General features: G+C 66.3%; 13 protein-coding genes and 2 rRNA genes (1 of these 15 running past the window's edge). 10 read left to right on the top strand and 5 right to left on the bottom strand.

Annotation, left to right across the window (positions count from 1 at the left end; all coding sequences use genetic code 11):
• From PSEMAI1_RS0119315 to speB, 9 genes are all read left to right on the top strand, one after another.
• Positions 1–1,606: ribosomal RNA gene (locus PSEMAI1_RS0119315) — 23S ribosomal RNA — on the top strand; it begins 1,285 nt to the left of the window's first position.
• 115 nt (positions 1,607–1,721) lie between these two features.
• A 5S ribosomal RNA gene (gene rrf / locus PSEMAI1_RS0119310) occupies positions 1,722–1,835 on the top strand.
• 256 nt (positions 1,836–2,091) lie between these two features.
• Entirely contained in the window at positions 2,092–2,592 is a 501-nt protein-coding gene (rfaE2, locus tag PSEMAI1_RS0119305; protein WP_024304454.1) for a D-glycero-beta-D-manno-heptose 1-phosphate adenylyltransferase, read from the top strand.
• Positions 2,589–3,557: a biotin--[acetyl-CoA-carboxylase] ligase gene (locus tag PSEMAI1_RS0119300; protein WP_024304453.1), complete on the top strand. Its 969-nt coding sequence runs from the start codon at positions 2,589–2,591 to the stop codon at positions 3,555–3,557. Before rfaE2 ends, PSEMAI1_RS0119300 begins: the two co-directional genes overlap by 4 nt.
• Positions 3,554–4,270: a type III pantothenate kinase gene (locus tag PSEMAI1_RS0119295; protein ID WP_024304452.1), complete on the top strand. Its 717-nt coding sequence runs from the start codon at positions 3,554–3,556 to the stop codon at positions 4,268–4,270. The genes PSEMAI1_RS0119300 and PSEMAI1_RS0119295 overlap by 4 nt, the downstream gene beginning before the upstream one ends.
• Positions 4,267–5,046, top strand: coding sequence for an SPOR domain-containing protein (locus PSEMAI1_RS0119290; RefSeq protein ID WP_024304451.1), 780 nt, complete (start codon positions 4,267–4,269; stop codon positions 5,044–5,046). Before PSEMAI1_RS0119295 ends, PSEMAI1_RS0119290 begins: the two co-directional genes overlap by 4 nt.
• 85 nt (positions 5,047–5,131) lie before the next feature.
• Positions 5,132–5,923, top strand: a complete 792-nt coding sequence (locus PSEMAI1_RS0119285) for a YoaK family protein (protein WP_024304450.1) — start codon at positions 5,132–5,134, stop codon at positions 5,921–5,923.
• 94 nt (positions 5,924–6,017) lie between these two features.
• Positions 6,018–7,982 (top strand): PhoX family phosphatase, encoded by a 1,965-nt coding sequence (locus PSEMAI1_RS0119280; protein ID WP_024304449.1) that lies wholly within the window; start codon positions 6,018–6,020, stop codon positions 7,980–7,982.
• A 240-nt stretch (positions 7,983–8,222) separates the two neighbouring features.
• Positions 8,223–9,188: an agmatinase gene (gene speB / locus PSEMAI1_RS0119275; RefSeq protein WP_024304448.1), complete on the top strand. Its 966-nt coding sequence runs from the start codon at positions 8,223–8,225 to the stop codon at positions 9,186–9,188.
• 96 nt (positions 9,189–9,284) lie between these two features.
• Here the strand turns inward: speB and PSEMAI1_RS0119270 are convergent, their stop codons facing one another.
• The 5 genes from PSEMAI1_RS0119270 to cobT form a co-directional block, all read right to left on the bottom strand.
• Positions 9,285–10,286: a M48 family metallopeptidase gene (locus PSEMAI1_RS0119270; RefSeq protein WP_024304447.1), complete on the bottom strand. Its 1,002-nt coding sequence runs from the start codon at positions 10,284–10,286 to the stop codon at positions 9,285–9,287.
• Positions 10,283–11,416, bottom strand: coding sequence for a YjgN family protein (locus PSEMAI1_RS0119265; RefSeq protein ID WP_024304446.1), 1,134 nt, complete (start codon positions 11,414–11,416; stop codon positions 10,283–10,285). Before PSEMAI1_RS0119265 ends, PSEMAI1_RS0119270 begins: the two co-directional genes overlap by 4 nt.
• 166 nt (positions 11,417–11,582) lie before the next feature.
• Positions 11,583–12,314: an adenosylcobinamide-GDP ribazoletransferase gene (cobS, locus tag PSEMAI1_RS0119260; RefSeq protein WP_024304445.1), complete on the bottom strand. Its 732-nt coding sequence runs from the start codon at positions 12,312–12,314 to the stop codon at positions 11,583–11,585.
• Complete coding sequence (locus tag PSEMAI1_RS0119255; RefSeq protein ID WP_024304444.1) at positions 12,302–12,904, bottom strand: histidine phosphatase family protein; 603 nt, start codon at positions 12,902–12,904, stop codon at positions 12,302–12,304. The genes cobS and PSEMAI1_RS0119255 overlap by 13 nt, the downstream gene beginning before the upstream one ends.
• Entirely contained in the window at positions 12,901–13,944 is a 1,044-nt protein-coding gene (gene cobT, locus PSEMAI1_RS0119250; RefSeq protein WP_024304443.1) for a nicotinate-nucleotide--dimethylbenzimidazole phosphoribosyltransferase, read from the bottom strand. Before cobT ends, PSEMAI1_RS0119255 begins: the two co-directional genes overlap by 4 nt.
• A gap of 280 nt (positions 13,945–14,224) precedes the next feature.
• Here cobT and cobU point away from each other — a divergent pair, with 280 nt between their 5' ends.
• A complete protein-coding gene (cobU, locus tag PSEMAI1_RS0119245; RefSeq protein WP_029770849.1) occupies positions 14,225–14,764 on the top strand; it encodes a bifunctional adenosylcobinamide kinase/adenosylcobinamide-phosphate guanylyltransferase in 540 nt (179 codons plus the stop codon).
• Positions 14,765–14,870 lie beyond the last annotated feature (106 nt).

The raw sequence follows: 14,870 nt of genomic DNA, 5'->3' as shown, positions 1-14,870 counted from the left end.
CGCTCGCCGAAAGCCCAAGGTTTCCTACGCAACGTTCATCGGCGTAGGGTGAGTCGGCCCCTAAGGCGAGGCTGAAAAGCGTAGTCGATGGGAAACGGGTCAATATTCCCGTACTCTCGTATAGTGCGATGTGGGGACGGAGAAGGTTAGGTCAGCCAGGTGTTGGACGTCCTGGTTTAAGCCGGTAGGTGGGAGCGGTAGGCAAATCCGCCGCTCTATTAACACCGAGACGTGATGACGAGGCTCTACGGAGCCGAAGTGACTGATACCACGCTTCCAGGAAAAGCCACTAAGCTTCAGCTATACGAGAACCGTACCGCAAACCGACACAGGTGGGCAGGATGAAAATTCTAAGGCGCTTGAGAGAACTCAGGAGAAGGAACTCGGCAAATTGATACCGTAACTTCGGGAGAAGGTATGCCTCTTAGGGTGTAGGACCTCGCGTTCGAAGCCTCGAGAGGTCGCAGAGAATCGGTGGCTGCGACTGTTTATCAAAAACACAGCACTGTGCCAACACGAAAGTGGACGTATACGGTGTGACGCCTGCCCGGTGCCGGAAGGTTAAGTGATGGGGTGCAAGCTCTTGATCGAAGCCCCGGTAAACGGCGGCCGTAACTATAACGGTCCTAAGGTAGCGAAATTCCTTGTCGGGTAAGTTCCGACCCGCACGAATGGCGTAACGATGGCCACACTGTCTCCTCCTGAGACTCAGCGAAGTTGAAATGTTTGTGAAGATGCAATCTCCCCGCTGCTAGACGGAAAGACCCCGTGAACCTTTACTGTAGCTTTGCATTGGACTTTGAACAGACTTGTGTAGGATAGGTGGGAGGCTATGAAACCAGGACGCCAGTTCTGGTGGAGCCGCCCTTGAAATACCACCCTGGTGTGTTTGAGGTTCTAACCTTGGTCCGTGATCCGGATCGGGGACAGTGCATGGTAGGCAGTTTGACTGGGGCGGTCTCCTCCCAAAGTGTAACGGAGGAGTTCGAAGGTCACCTAGGTACGGTCGGAAATCGTGCTGATAGTGCAATGGCAAAAGGTGGCTTAACTGCGAGACCGACAAGTCGAGCAGGTGCGAAAGCAGGACATAGTGATCCGGTGGTTCTGAATGGAAGGGCCATCGCTCAACGGATAAAAGGTACTCCGGGGATAACAGGCTGATTCCGCCCAAGAGTTCACATCGACGGCGGAGTTTGGCACCTCGATGTCGGCTCATCACATCCTGGGGCTGTAGCCGGTCCCAAGGGTATGGCTGTTCGCCATTTAAAGTGGTACGTGAGCTGGGTTCAAAACGTCGTGAGACAGTTTGGTCCCTATCTGCAGTGGGCGTTGGAAGTTTGACGGGGGCTGCTCCTAGTACGAGAGGACCGGAGTGGACGCACCTCTGGTGTACCGGTTGTCACGCCAGTGGCATTGCCGGGTAGCTAAGTGCGGAAGAGATAACCGCTGAAAGCATCTAAGCGGGAAACTCGCCTGAAGATGAGACTTCCCTGAGGACTTGATCCTCCTGAAGAGTCGTTCGAGACCAGGACGTTGATAGGTCGGGTGTGGAAGCGCTGTGAGGCGTGAAGCTAACCGATACTAATTGCTCGTGAGGCTTGATCCTATCATTTGAGTGGCTTGGGCCACGCGGTGAAGTGTGCGACGTACGATCGATTACCCAAATTCGAAATGGAAGCTGACAGGCTTCCAGGCTTCTTCCAGTTTGTTGACAGTTTATGTCTGGCGGCCTTAGCGAGGTGGTCCCACTCCTTCCCATCCCGAACAGGACCGTGAAACGCCTTAGCGCCGATGATAGTGCGGCCTTGCCGTGTGAAAGTAGGACACCGCCAGACTCCCCTTGAGAAGAGCCCAGACCTTACGGTCTGGGCTTTTTGCTTTGCGTTGGCTTTGCGCCGCACGCAGACGGCCTCTCACCTTCCCTCTGCCGCAACGAAAATGGCCGGAATCCCGGCCGGAGGTAGAGCGGATTGCACCCGCACTCGGTATCGCTTGGGAGACGTGGGGCGGGATGGTATCCTGACCAGCTTGTCGAGCCGAGAGGCCGGGTCTGCAAGAGCCCGGTCTTGCCGGCCAGTTTGAAGGATGCCCATGACCTACCCCACTCCCCAGTTTGAAGACAAGATTTGCCCGCCGGAACAGTTGGCCGAGCGCCTGGCGACACTGCCGCGGCCTCTGGTATTCACCAATGGCTGCTTCGATATCCTGCACCGTGGTCACGTGACTTACCTCGCCCAGGCTGCGGCGCTGGGTGCCAGCCTGATCGTGGCCGTCAATACCGATGCCTCGGTCAAGCGTCTGGGCAAGGGGGATGATCGTCCGATCAATTCCCAAGACAATCGCGCCGCCGTGCTGGCGGCGCTGGAAAGCGTCGCGCTGGTGACCTGGTTCGACAACGATACGCCGGCCGAGCTGATCGAACTCGTGAAGCCCGATGTGCTGGTGAAGGGAGGCGACTGGACGCCAGAGCGCATCGTCGGCGCGGCAGAGACGCTGGCACGGGGCGGCAAGGTGTATTCGATCCCGTTCCTGTTCGATACCTCGACCACCGCGACGCTGCGGAAGATTCGCGAAAGCGAAGGCAAGGCGTGAGCGAGCAGCACGCTTTCGCGGTGCTGAGGGCGCTGTCCGACGGCCGCTTCCATTCCGGCGAGGCGATCGCCCAGCAGCTCGGCGTGTCGCGCACCCTGGTGTGGCAGGCGGTGCATACCATCGAGAACGATTTCGGGCTGGCGGTGTACAGCGTGCGCGGGCAGGGCTATAAGTTGGCCGAAGGATTCGAGTGGCTCGACGTGGCGGCGATCCGCGCCGGGCTCTCGCCGGCTGCCGCCGAGGCGCTGACGGTGGCGGTGGCCGAACGTGTCGACTCGACCAATTCCCAGTTGATGCAGCATGCCGCCAGCAACGATCTGCACGGTCTGGTGCTGGCCGCCGAGCTGCAGACCGCCGGCCGGGGCCGGCTCGGCCGCCGTTGGCAGATGCGGCTGGGTTCGGGGCTGACGTTTTCGCTGTTATGGCGTTTCGACAAGGGGCTGGCGGGGCTGGCCGGCTTGTCGCTGGCGGTCGGCGTGGCCTTGGCGCGGGCGCTGCGTGCCTTGGGTGCGCCGGTGACGCTGAAATGGCCGAACGACGTGTTGCTCGAGGGCCGCAAGCTGGCCGGCATCCTGATCGAGCTGTCGGGTGAGGCGATGGGGCCGGCGGCGGTGGTGATCGGCATCGGCCTCAACTTGCAGTCGCCGGGCGAGGTGGATCAGCCGGTGGCGGCGTTGGAAGAGGCTGGCATGCAGGTCGGCCGCAATGCCTTGCTGGCGGCTTTGCTCAACGAGCTGCAGCAGGTGCTCGATGCTTTTGCCAAACAGGGGTTTTCTGCCGTGCGCGAGGAGTGGCTGGCGCTGTCGGCGCATCGGGACAGTCCGGTGCGGCTGTCGTTCTCGCATGGCGAGCCGGTCGACGGCATCGCCCGGGGGGTGGCGGACGACGGCGCACTGGAGGTGGAAACGGCAGCGGGGATGCAGCGTTTCCACGTCGGCGAAGTGAGTCTGAGGGCGTTGTCGTGAAGCTGTTGATCGACGCCGGCAATACGCGGGTGAAATGGGCCTTGCACGATGGCCGCGACTGGCTGGCGCAGGGTGCGGTGGCGCATGCCGACATCGCCACTCTGGCCGGGGTCTGGGCGGCTTATCCCATCCGCAGCGTGCATGCCGCTTCGGTGGCCAGCACGGCGGTGAGCGCCGCGCTGGAGGCGGCGGTGCCGCTGCCGGTGCAGTGGGTGAAGGCGCAGAAGAGCGGCGGCGGGGTGCGCAACCATTATCGCGATCCTGGCGAGCAGGGGGCCGACCGCTGGCTGGCGGTGCTGGCGGCGCATGAGCTGGTGGCGGGCGATGTGGTGGTGGTGTGCGCCGGTACCGCGCTGACGGTGGAGGCGCTCACTGCCGAGGGGGATTACCTGGGCGGGCTGATCGTGCCCGGTCATGCCCTGATGCTGGAGAGCCTGGCGCGCGGCACCGCCAACCTGAACCGGCAGCCGGGACAGGTGGCGGCGTTTCCACAAGGCACGCAGGATGCGCTGGCGTCGGGCGCGCTCGATGCGCTGTGCGGCGCCATCGAGCGCATGCGCCGGCGCTTGGCGGAGAAGACCGGGCGCGGCGTGCCCGAGCTGCTGCTGAGCGGCGGCGATGCCGAGCGGTTGGCGCCTTGGCTCGCGGCACCGTTGCGGATCGTGGATAATCTGGTGCTGATCGGATTGTTAAAGGTGGCGAGCGAGTCATGAAGTGGTTTCTAGCCCTGGTGGTAGCCCTCAACCTGGGGGTAGCGCTGTACGGTTCGCTGAAACAGCGCCCGGCGGTCGACATCCATGCCCAGGAAGTCAGCCCGGAGCAGCTCAAGTTGCTGCCGAACGGGTGGGGCGTGCCGAGTGCGTCGGCCGAGGCCAGCGCCCCCAAGGCGCAGACGGTCTTGCCGGCCACTCTCGACGGCAAATCGGTGGCCGATGCCGCCGCGACTCCGACGCCGGCGCCGGTGGCGACCAAGGAGGAGGCTGCCCCGGCTCCCGGGAAGGCTCCGCCGGCGAAGCCGGAAACGCAGGCTTGCTTCCAGTGGGGGCCGCTCGATGCGCGCCAGTTGGCACGGGTGAAGGCCCGCCTGGCAACGCTCAAACTGGAGGCCGCCCAGCTCAAGGAGGCGCAGAGCAGCGAGTTGCGCGGCAGCGGCAAGTTCTGGGTGTATCACCCGGCGCTGGCCACGCAGGCCGAAGCGCAGACGCTGCTGGCCAACTTGAAGGGCAAGGGTTTCGACGGCTACATCGTGCAGAATGACGACTACAAGGGCAGCGTGTCGCTCGGCTTGTTCGGCAGCGAGGCCTCGGCCCAGGCGCTGGCCGCCAAGGCGAAGGCGGCCGGTTTCGCCAAGGTCGTGGTCGAGCCGCGCGGCCAGAAGGTGGTCACCACCCGGCTGACGCTGAGTGCCCTGAACGAGGAGCAGACCGGCCGATTGACCGCGCTGCAGAAGCGCCTGCTGCCGCGCGTGCCGCTGGCGGCGTGTCAATAGCATCGATTTGCTTGTCAGCCCGATTCGGGCGGCGCATTATTGAAAAGCGGCACTCCTGCCGCTTTTTCTTTGGCCTCCCGCTGCCATGTCGCGACGCGTCAACATCACCCGGCTGTTGGACCGGGGGACTTTCAACGACCGGGTCATCCACCAGCTCGGCTGGTCGATGGCGTTCAGCGCCGGCGCGCTCAACGCCGGCGGTTTTCTGGCGGTGCACCGTTACACTTCGCACGTTTCCGGCGTGGTCTCCAGCATGGCGGACCATTTCGCGCTGGGCGAACTGCGTCTGGCGCTGTCGGCGCTGTTGATGCTGCTGAGTTTCATGGCCGGCGCGATGCATTCCACCTGGCTGATCATCTGGGCGCGGCGCCAGCGCCTGCGCGGCGGCTACGGTGTGTCGATCATGGAAGAGGCTTTCCTGCTGCTGCTGTTCGGTCTGCTGGGGGCCGGACTGTCCTTGCACAAGGGGTTGCTCACGCCGCCGACGGTGTTGCTGTTGTGCTTCATCATGGGCATGCACAACACCGTCGTCACCAAGCTGTCGCGCGGCCTGCTGCGCACCACGCACATGACGGGCATCGCCACCGACATCGGCATCGAGCTCTCCAAGCTGCTCTATCTCGACCGTGCCGGTCCGGGGCGGGGGCAGCGCGTGCAGGCCAACCATGCCAAGCTGAAACTCTATCTTCTGATCCTCGTCGCGTTCTTTGCCGGCGGCGTGGTCGGGGCACTCGGTTTCAAGCATCTGGGCTACGGTTTTTCGCTGCCCTTGGCGAGCGGCCTGTTCCTGCTCGGGCTGCGCCCGGTGTGGTACGACGTCCGGCTGCGACTGCGGCTGTGGCAACAGCAGGGGTGGGCGGTCAAAGACAATTCATGAGATTGACATGTTTTAGTGATTTTCTTGTCATGTGACGCTCGTAGTCTTGGCGGTCGATTCCTTAGTGGATTAGACCGATTTCCAGGAGCATTGAATGAGCGAGAGCTACAAGATCAAGCAGCATGGCGTGGACGAGCCCACCAATCCTTCGGCCAACCCGGCCCTTTCCGAGGTGCTGGAGGCGCGACTGTCGCGTCGTGGCGTGCTGAAAGGCACGGGTGCCGCCGGTTTGGCCGGCTTGTTTGGCGGTAGCCTGGCCACGCTGGCCGAAGCGGCGCAACTGCCGTTCGCCAAGAGGCCGGCCGCGCTCGGTTTCACCCCGATACCCTTCTCCGCCGAAGACCGCGTGATCGTGCCGCAAGGCTACGTGGCCAACGTGCTGTACGCCTGGGGCGACCCGGTCGGCATCAAGGGCGCCATGCCGGCGTTCAAGCCGGATGCATCCAACAGCGCCGCCGAGCAGGAACTGCAGGCCGGCATGCACCACGACGGCATGGCCTTCTTCCCGCTGCCGCTGGGCTCCACCGGCTCCAAGCACGGCCTGATGGCGATCAACCACGAATACACCGACGACGGCCTGCTGCATACCGACGGGATGAAGACCTGGAACGCCGACAAGGTGAAGAAGGCGCAGGCGGCGGTCGGCGTGTCGGTGATCGAGGTCGAGGACACCGGCAAGGGCGGCTGGAAGGTGGTGCGTCCGTCCAGGTACGCGCGCCGCATCCACGCCAATACCCCGATCGCCATCCAGGGCCCGGCGCGCGGCCATGCGCTGATGCAGACCGAGGCCGACCCGAAAGGGGTGGAAGTGCTCGGCACTTTCCAGAACTGCGCCAGCGGCCCGACGCCGTGGGGTACCTACCTCACCTGTGAAGAGAACTTCGACGGCGTGTTCGTCAACGATTCGGGCAAGCTGACCGACCTGGAGAAACGCTATGGCATCTCCAACAAGGACGCCGGCTACAAGTGGGCGTGGGAAGATTTCCGCTTCGACGCCCAGATCAACCCGAACGAACCGAACCGCTTCGGCTGGGTGGTGGAGATCGATCCGTTCGATCCGAAATCGAAGCCGGTCAAGCGCACCGCGCTGGGTCGCTTCAAGCACGAAGGCGCCACCGTCGCCATCGCTCCGTCCGGTCACGCCGTGGTGTACATGGGCGACGACCAGCGTTTCGAGTACATCTACAAGTTCGTTTCCAAGAACAAGTTCGACCCGAAGAACCGCAAGGCCAACATGAGCCTGCTGGACGAGGGCACGCTGTACGTGGCGCGCTTCGACGCCGACGGTTCCGGCCAGTGGCTGCCGCTGGTGGCCGGCCAGAACGGCCTGAGCGCCGACAAGGGTTTCGCCAGCCCGGGCGACGTGGTGATCAAGGCGCGCATGGCGGCCGACGTGATGGGCGCGACCAAGATGGACCGTCCGGAATGGATCGCGGTGCACAGCCACAAGCCGGGCGAGGTGTACTGCACGCTGACCAACAACAGCGACCGAGGCAAGGACGGCAAGCCCGGTCCGGACGCGGCCAACCCGCGTGCCGACAACAAGTTCGGTCACATCATCCGCTGGAACGAGAACGGCGGCGACGCCACGGCCACGACCTTCAAGTGGGACATCTTCGCGCTGGCCGGCCGCCCCGATGCCGCCAAGGAGCAGCACAAGAGCGCGATCAAGGGCGATGCCTTCGGTAGCCCGGACGGCCTGAAGTTCGACTCCAACGGTGTGCTGTGGGTACAGACCGACGTGTCCACCTCGACGGTGAACATGAAGGAATATGCCGGCATGGGCAACAACCAGATGCTGGCGGTGGTGCCGGAGACCGGCGAGTTCCGCCGCTTCCTCACCGGCCCCAACGGTTGCGAGATCACCGGCATCGCCTTCACCCCGGACATGAAGACCATGTTTGTCAATATCCAGCACCCGGGCGAGCCGGATAGCGAACGCTCCGATCCGGACAAGCCGACGGCCATTTCCTCCTGGCCGGAAGGTCCGAACGCCGGCCGCCCGCGTGCCGCCACCGTGGTCATCCGCAAGCAGGATGGCGGCGTGATCGGCTCCTGATCCCGAGTTTCACTTGCCTCTTTAAAGCCTCGTGCCGGCGGTCTCCCCGCCGGCTTTTTTTCCTTCCGGCCAAGTGGCGTGCCGGCCTGACGGGCTTGAAAGTACCGGACGGGCGCGGCACACTATCGGCCTCCGTGCCAAGGCGGCGCGGCAGCCTCAACCCGTCGGCTTGCAAGATGGACGGGAAGCGTCGGTGCCGGCTGCTGTGCCGTCCCGGCGTACTCTCTGACGGAGAGTTTCATGTCTCACACGATTCATGGCGATGGCGCCATTCGTCGTACCTCGTTGTACGGTTCCTCGATCGAAAATACCTACGGTGGCGTCCTGAGCTTCATGCGCCGCAACTACACGCGCGACCTCACCGGCGTCGACGTGGCGATTTCCGGCATTCCGTTCGACCTGGCGGTGACCTTCCGCCCCGGCGCGCGTCTCGGCCCGGCCGCGGTGCGCGCCGCCAGCGTGCAACTGGCCGAACTCAAGCCGTTCCCGTGGGGCTTCGACCCCTTCGACGATCTGGCGGTGATCGACTACGGTGACTGCTGGTTCGACGCCCATAATCCGCTGACCATCAAGGACAGCATCATCGAGCACGCGCGCACCATCCTGGCCTCCGGCGCCAGGATGCTGACCTTCGGTGGCGACCACTATGTGACCTATCCGCTCTTGATCGCGCACGCCGAGAAGTTCGGCAAGCCGTTGTCGATCATCCACTTCGACGCACACTGCGACACCTGGCCGGACGACAGCCCGGATTCGCTGAACCACGGCACCATGTTCTACAAGGCGGTGAAGGACGGCCTGATCGACCCGAAGACCTCGGTGCAGGTCGGCCTGCGTACCTGGAACGACGATTTCATGGGCATCAATCGCCTGGACGCGCCGTGGGTGCACGACAACGGCGCCGAGGCGGCCATCGCGCGCATCAAGGAGATCGTCGGCGATACCCCGACTTATCTCACCTTCGACATCGACTGCCTCGACCCGGCGTTCGCCCCGGGGACCGGTACCCCGGTGCCGGGCGGGTTGACCACGGCGCAGGCGCTGAAGATCGTCCGCAACCTGAGCGACGTCAACCTGGTCGGCATGGATGTGGTGGAGGTGTCGCCGCCGTTCGACCAGAGCGAGATCACCGCGCTGGCCGCCGCGCACATCGCCTGCGACCTGCTGTGCCTGCTGCGCAACCGCAAGCTGGCGGGCAAGCTGTAAGCGCGCGCTGCCTACGGCAACAACGAGCCCTTGCCTCCGGCTGACTATAGATTTGTCGGCGCCGGTGGGCCTCCGGCCACGTCCGGAGCGACAGGCTCAGCCGGGTGGGCAGCGCTGGCCGCCGGGCGGCTGGCGGCGTTCCTCGGTACCGGGGTGGCTGGAGAGCAGCGGGCTGGTTTCGCCAACATCGACAGCGAGGCGCGCGAGGAAGCTGCCCAGCAGGCAGGGGGAGCGGCCGGTGGCGGAGAGGCGCTGGAAGGCGAAGCGGTCGGCCTCGCGTTCGAAGTCGCGCGAGTATTTCATGTCGGCCAGCAGCAGCGGCGCCAGCACCAGGATCGAGCTGCTGTCGCCGGTGAGCAGCGATACGGCCAGTGACAGCCCTCCGTACTGGATGACACCGCGCAGGCCGTGGCGGTGCTCGACGTGGCCCGCTTCGTGCGCCAGCACGGCGAACAGTTCGTCGTCGCTGCGGGCTTCCTGTACCAGTTGATCGGTCATCATCACCTGGCCGCCGGGCAGGGCGAAGGCATTGGGGCCGATGTCCGGCGCGTTGACGAGGGTGAGCTGGTAACGGTAGGGGCTGCCTGCCGGCGCGGCCTGTTCCAGTAGGGCATGCATGGCGCGTTGCCGTGCCGGGGGCAGGGTTGTGGGCCGGAGAGTGCGGGTCTGCTGGAGCAGGCGCAGGGTCTGTTCGGTCATCAGCCTTTCCACGGCGACTGGTGTATGGCGGGCGGCGGTTTCGGCGAGCCAGGGCAGGCCGTAGCGGTACCCCAGGCCGGCGGTGGCAACGGCCAGCACCAGCAGCAGGCCAAGCACATGCCAGCCGCTGTGCAGCCACTCCAGCAGACGTTCGCTCAGCGGCAGCCGGCCGAGCAACTGGCGGCCTGCTGTCCGGTCGGCCACCTCGATGACGCCGCCGTCCGGCAGGAGCAGCTTGTCCGGCAGGCCGGGCAAGCCGGCCTCGCACTCCACGTCTTTCAGCGGATAGCGCCGGGTGTGCTCGCCGTCGCTGAAGACCAGTTCGTCCCGTTCGCGCCAGAGCGCGATGGGGCGTGGCGTGGGGCGCTGGCCGTCCAGGTAGCTGCCGCGCAGTCTCATAGGCCCAGGTCCAGCTCGAAACCATCCACGGCGGCATCGCCCAGCGCCGTGCGCCCGGCTGCCGGCGAGGAGCGGAGATCGGCGAGGTCGTCGGCCGGGTACATGGCGAGATGCTCCAGCCGGTAGCGCAGGGCGCGCAGTCTGGCGTAGGGATAGAGCAGGCCCAGCGAGATCAGTGTCAGGAAGGCGTTGCCGAGGTGCAGCTTGAACAGCTGGCGCAGTGTCATGGTGCTTTCGAAGCGGTGGCGGCGACCGTCATGCTCCAGCACGGTGTGGTTCCAGACCTCGTTGGCCAGGCGGTCGCCGATCACCTGGCCGATGGCGAGCCACATCAGCAGGAAGAACAGGTAGAGTACCACGCCCGCTACGATCAGCCACAGCATGCCCGGCATGTTGGTCATGGCGTCTCGATCCATGCCTCCGGCCAGGATGCCGCTGGTCAGACCCAGGATCACCCCGACCAGCACGAAACCGAGCAGGGCGCACAGCAGGCCTTTCAGGACTACCCGGTAGTAGCGGCCGACGCAGTTCTCCATCTCGAAGCGGGCGCCGCCGAAGCGGGCGTGGTTCACCAGGAATTGCTGTTGCCAGTGGCGGACGTAGGGCAGCGCGAGGCCGAGCGTCAATACGCTGATCAGCAGCCCACCGAGATAGGGGCCGGCGGCATCCCAGCCCCGGGCCCGGAAGTCGAAACGCATCTGGCGCCAACTGGTGTTGCGCAGCCGGAACGTCATCGCGGTTACCACCACCCAGGGCAGCAGCGGCAACAGCACCAAGTAGAGCAGGGCGGACAGGCCCGGGGTGAGCCTGTCGGCCAGCGCCAGCGCCACCAGCACGGCCACGATCAAGAGGCGCCCCTTGAGAATGGCCAGCGGCTTGCCGTGGTAGTCGAAACTGGCTCCGGCCAGGCGGGTGTGGCCGTACAGGTATTTGAGGGTGCGCACCTTGCCCCAGGCCGAGTAGATGCCCAGGGTCACGATGGACAGCAGGAGGTTGACGATCCAGATGCGGAAGAAGGCGCCGGTTTCGCCGCTGAAGCTGAAGCGCAGGACGTCCGGTGTGGGCGGTGTGGCGGGAGGCGGATTCTCTAGCGGTGCGAACGGCGTGGTGTCCTGCGGTGTCGTGTACATGATGTGCCCCTGTCGTCGTGCATTGGCCGAAGCGGAGCCGCCCCGCTGCTCCCATGAGGGGGATGGGCCGGCTTATTCTTTTGTCATTGTAGGAGGAGCGCCGACGTTTTTGAATCCCGGGTGGCGGATCCGAGGGCGGCAGGCGGGAGCTGCAAGCCGCCGATGGTCAGCCCGGCAGTGCCGGCAGCACCACCGCGGCGATCAGCAGCGCGATCTCCGTGGCCTCGACGCCGGCCCCGAGGCAGTCGCCGTTCATGCCGCCCACGCGTTGCGCGAGGAAGCGGCGCCAGCCCCATAGCGCTGGGGGAGCCAGCAGGAGGGCCGGGGCGAGCAGCGCGGACAGCGCCACGAGCACGGCGGCCCCCAGCGTTAGCGCGCGCCGGTCCGGCTGGCCGGCGAACAGGGCGGCACTGCCGGGGGCCAGCGGCGGCAGGGTGGCCGACCACCACACCGCGCCCAGCCGGGCCCAGGCCGGGATCAGCAGCAGCCCCCAGGGGGCAGCTCCCGCCTTGGCCAGCAGCATCAGCAGCACCAGCTTGGCGGTCAGCGCCAGTACCAGGGCGATGACGCCGAAGCTGCCCAGGTGCGGGTCCTTCATCACTTCCAGCAGCCGTTCGCGCGAGCGGTGCGCCGCGCCCAGGCCGTCGGCCAGATCCGCCAGCCCGTCCAGATGCAGGCCGCCGGTCACCCATACCCACACGCCGAGCGCCGCCAGTGCCCCCAGCCACGGATCGACGCGCGCGCCCAGCCACAGCGCCGCTGCCAGCAGCGCGCCGATCAGCATGCCGACCACGGCGAACCAGCGCGCGCTGTCGGCCAGCCATTCGGCGCGGAACTCCTTGAGCGTCGGGGTCGGCAGGCGGGTCAGGAACTGCAGCGCCAGGATCAGTCCGCGCATGACGGCTCCAGGCGCAACAGGTAGGCGGGATGGCCGTCGAGGATGGACAGTTGGGCGAAGCCGCCGCGCTGCACCGTCAGCAGCCGCGCCACGTTGAAGCCGGTGCCGAGCAGCTCGGCCAGCAGCACGGTGATCACCCCGCCGTGGCTGACCAGCACGCGGTGGCTGCCGCGCGCCTCGCACATCCAGCCGGCGAAACCGGCCAGCACGCGGGTGCGGAAGGTGTCGAAACCTTCGCCGCCGGGGGCGTCGAGCGTGCCGGTGGCCAGCCGTTCGCTCCAGTCCGGATGGCTGGCGGCCAGTTCGTCGAGCGCCATGCCGTCCCAGGAGCCGAAATCGCATTCGGCCAGCCGTTCGTCCAGCTTGAGCGGCACGCCGGCGGCCAGCGCCTGCTGCACGGCGAACTCGCGGCAACGCTTGAGCGGCGAGCTGGCCAGGGCGGTGACGGGCGCCAGCGCGTTGATGCGCTGCCAGCTGGCGGCGAGCTGGCGCCGGCCGCGTTCGTTCAGCGGCAGGTCGAGACGGCCGATCAGCCGTCCGCCATGATCGATGTCGCCGTGGCGCAGCAGCGTCAGGGTGTAGGGGTTCACTCGCTCTTTTCCGACACGCCGGCTTCGGCGAAGGTCGCCATCTCGTTGTGCAGCAGGATGGCCGACTGCAGCAGCGGCAGGCACAGCGCCGCGCCGGAACCCTCGCCCAGGCGCAGGCCGAGTTCGACCAGCGGCGTCAGCCCGAGCGCTGCCAGCGCGATGCCGTGGCCGGCTTCCTGCGAGCGGTGGCTGGCGATCAGCCAGTCGGCCACCGCCGGCTGCAAGGCCTTGGCCGCCAGCGCGGCGGCGCTGGTGATGAAACCATCCACCAAGGACGGCACGCCGAGTGCGGCGCCTTCCAGGTAGAAGCCGGCGATGGCGGCGATTTCCAGCCCACCCAGTTCGGCCAGCGTTTCGAGCGGCGACAGCTCACGCCCGGCCAGCCGCGCCAGCGCGTCCTCGACCACGCGGCGCTTGAGCGCGAGACCGGCGTCGTCGACCCCGGTGCCGCGCCCGACCACCGTTTCCGGCGTGGCGCCGGTCAGGTGGCAGATCAGCGCCGCCGACGGCGTGGTGTTGCCGATGCCCATGTCGCCGGCGACGAGCAGGTTGGCGCCGGCCTCCAGCGCGCGGCGTGCCGCCTCGCGGCCCACCGCCAGCGCCGCCTCGGCCTCGGCCAGGGTCAGCGCGGCCTCGCGGCGCAGGTTGGCCGAGGCGGGGCGTACCTTGGCGTGCACGATGGGCAGGCCCGACAGGTCGCCCGCCACGCCGGTGTCGACCACCTCCAGCCGGGCACCGTGCTGGCGTGCCAGCACGCAGATCGCGGCACCGCCGGCGGCGAAGTTCTTCACCATCTCGGCGGTCACAGCCTGCGGGAAGGCCGAAACGCCTTCCGCCGTCACGCCGTGGTCGGCGGCGAACAGCGTGATCGCCGGCTTGAGCGGCATCGGTTGGGTCCGGCCCTGCCAGGCGGCGAAGCGGCAGGCCAGGTCTTCCAGCTGGCCGAGACTGCCGGCCGGTTTGGTCAGCAGGTTCTGACGTGCGCGTGCCTGGTCAGCAAAGGGCTGGCTCGGGCGAGGGATAGAGAGGAATGTCGTCATTGGCGGAACCTTAGAGCCAAGCTCATGGGCCGGCCATTGAGGGAGGCCGGTCCGGGGTGGCGGTTTGTCGGGAAAACGCATGAAGTGCCCAGTATAATACCGCCCCAGGCGATGTCCGTATCTACGCCATACGGGTGAAGCAGGAAGCCGCTGGCGCATCCGGTCATGGGATGGATAAAGAGGCGGGGCATTGCAAAGCTTGGTTCGCGCCGGGGATATTGAGGTTTACCCGTGGCGGCCGTAATAGACACGCTCCAATGACTGTCGGAGACCACGAGCCATGCCTCATCTCATCAGCGGCCCAGCCCGCTCCGGCAAGAGCCGCTTTGCCGAACAGCTGGCGCTCGCGCATCCCGGCCCGGTGGCCTACGTCGCCACCGCCGCGGTGGCGGACGCCGAATTCGCCGAGCGCGTGGCGCTGCATCGGGCGCGTCGTCCGGCGCACTGGGCGCTGTTCGAGGCCGACCGCCAACTGGCGGTAGCCCTGTCCCGTGCCGCTGCCGCCGACACCCTGCTGCTGGTCGATTGCCTCGGCATGTGGCTGATGCGTTTCTGCCGCGACGACGGCGACGGCTTCGACGAGGCGGCTTTCGCCCGGGAAAGAGCCGCGCTGCTGCACGCGCTCTCGACGCTGCCCGGCGAGATCGTGCTGGTCAGCAACGAGATCGGCTGGGGGGTGGTACCGCTGGGCAGGCTGTCGCGCCGTTTCGTCGACGAACTGGGGCGGCTCAACCAGGACGTCGCGGTGGGTTGCGAGCGCGTCACGCTGGTCGCCTGCGGCCTGCCGCTGGTGTTGAAGGCTCCCGCTACGGCGGCCTGAACGGGGTGGCGCAGAACGATTCGCGGCCAAGCCGGCAGCATTGGCGGGAGGTGGCTGCCGCGGCCTGTACCACCCCCGATACAGCCTCCCCGACACGGTTTGACGC

This window comes from Pseudogulbenkiania sp. MAI-1 (assembly GCF_000527175.1).
Taxonomy (GTDB): Bacteria; Pseudomonadota; Gammaproteobacteria; order Burkholderiales; family Chromobacteriaceae; genus Pseudogulbenkiania.
Note: the sequence above shows the minus strand (reverse complement) of the source record. Positions and strands in the feature narration are given on the sequence as shown.

Bases quoted from the DNA above. Each gene is read 5' to 3' on its own strand.
- speB (WP_024304448.1), top strand. From the start codon at position 8,223: ATGTCTCACACGATTCATGGCGATGGCGCCATTCGTCGTACCTCGTTG.
- PSEMAI1_RS0119265 (WP_024304446.1), bottom strand. From the start codon at position 11,416: ATGTACACGACACCGCAGGACACCACGCCGTTCGCACCGCTAGAGAAT.
- cobT (WP_024304443.1), bottom strand. From the start codon at position 13,944: ATGACGACATTCCTCTCTATCCCTCGCCCGAGCCAGCCCTTTGCTGAC.
- cobU (WP_029770849.1), top strand. From the start codon at position 14,225: ATGCCTCATCTCATCAGCGGCCCAGCCCGCTCCGGCAAGAGCCGCTTT.
- PSEMAI1_RS0119290 (WP_024304451.1), top strand. From the start codon at position 4,267: ATGAAGTGGTTTCTAGCCCTGGTGGTAGCCCTCAACCTGGGGGTAGCG.
- PSEMAI1_RS0119280 (WP_024304449.1), top strand. From the start codon at position 6,018: ATGAGCGAGAGCTACAAGATCAAGCAGCATGGCGTGGACGAGCCCACC.
- PSEMAI1_RS0119270 (WP_024304447.1), bottom strand. From the start codon at position 10,286: ATGAGACTGCGCGGCAGCTACCTGGACGGCCAGCGCCCCACGCCACGC.
- rfaE2 (WP_024304454.1), top strand. From the start codon at position 2,092: ATGACCTACCCCACTCCCCAGTTTGAAGACAAGATTTGCCCGCCGGAA.
- cobS (WP_024304445.1), bottom strand. From the start codon at position 12,314: ATGCGCGGACTGATCCTGGCGCTGCAGTTCCTGACCCGCCTGCCGACC.
- PSEMAI1_RS0119285 (WP_024304450.1), top strand. From the start codon at position 5,132: ATGTCGCGACGCGTCAACATCACCCGGCTGTTGGACCGGGGGACTTTC.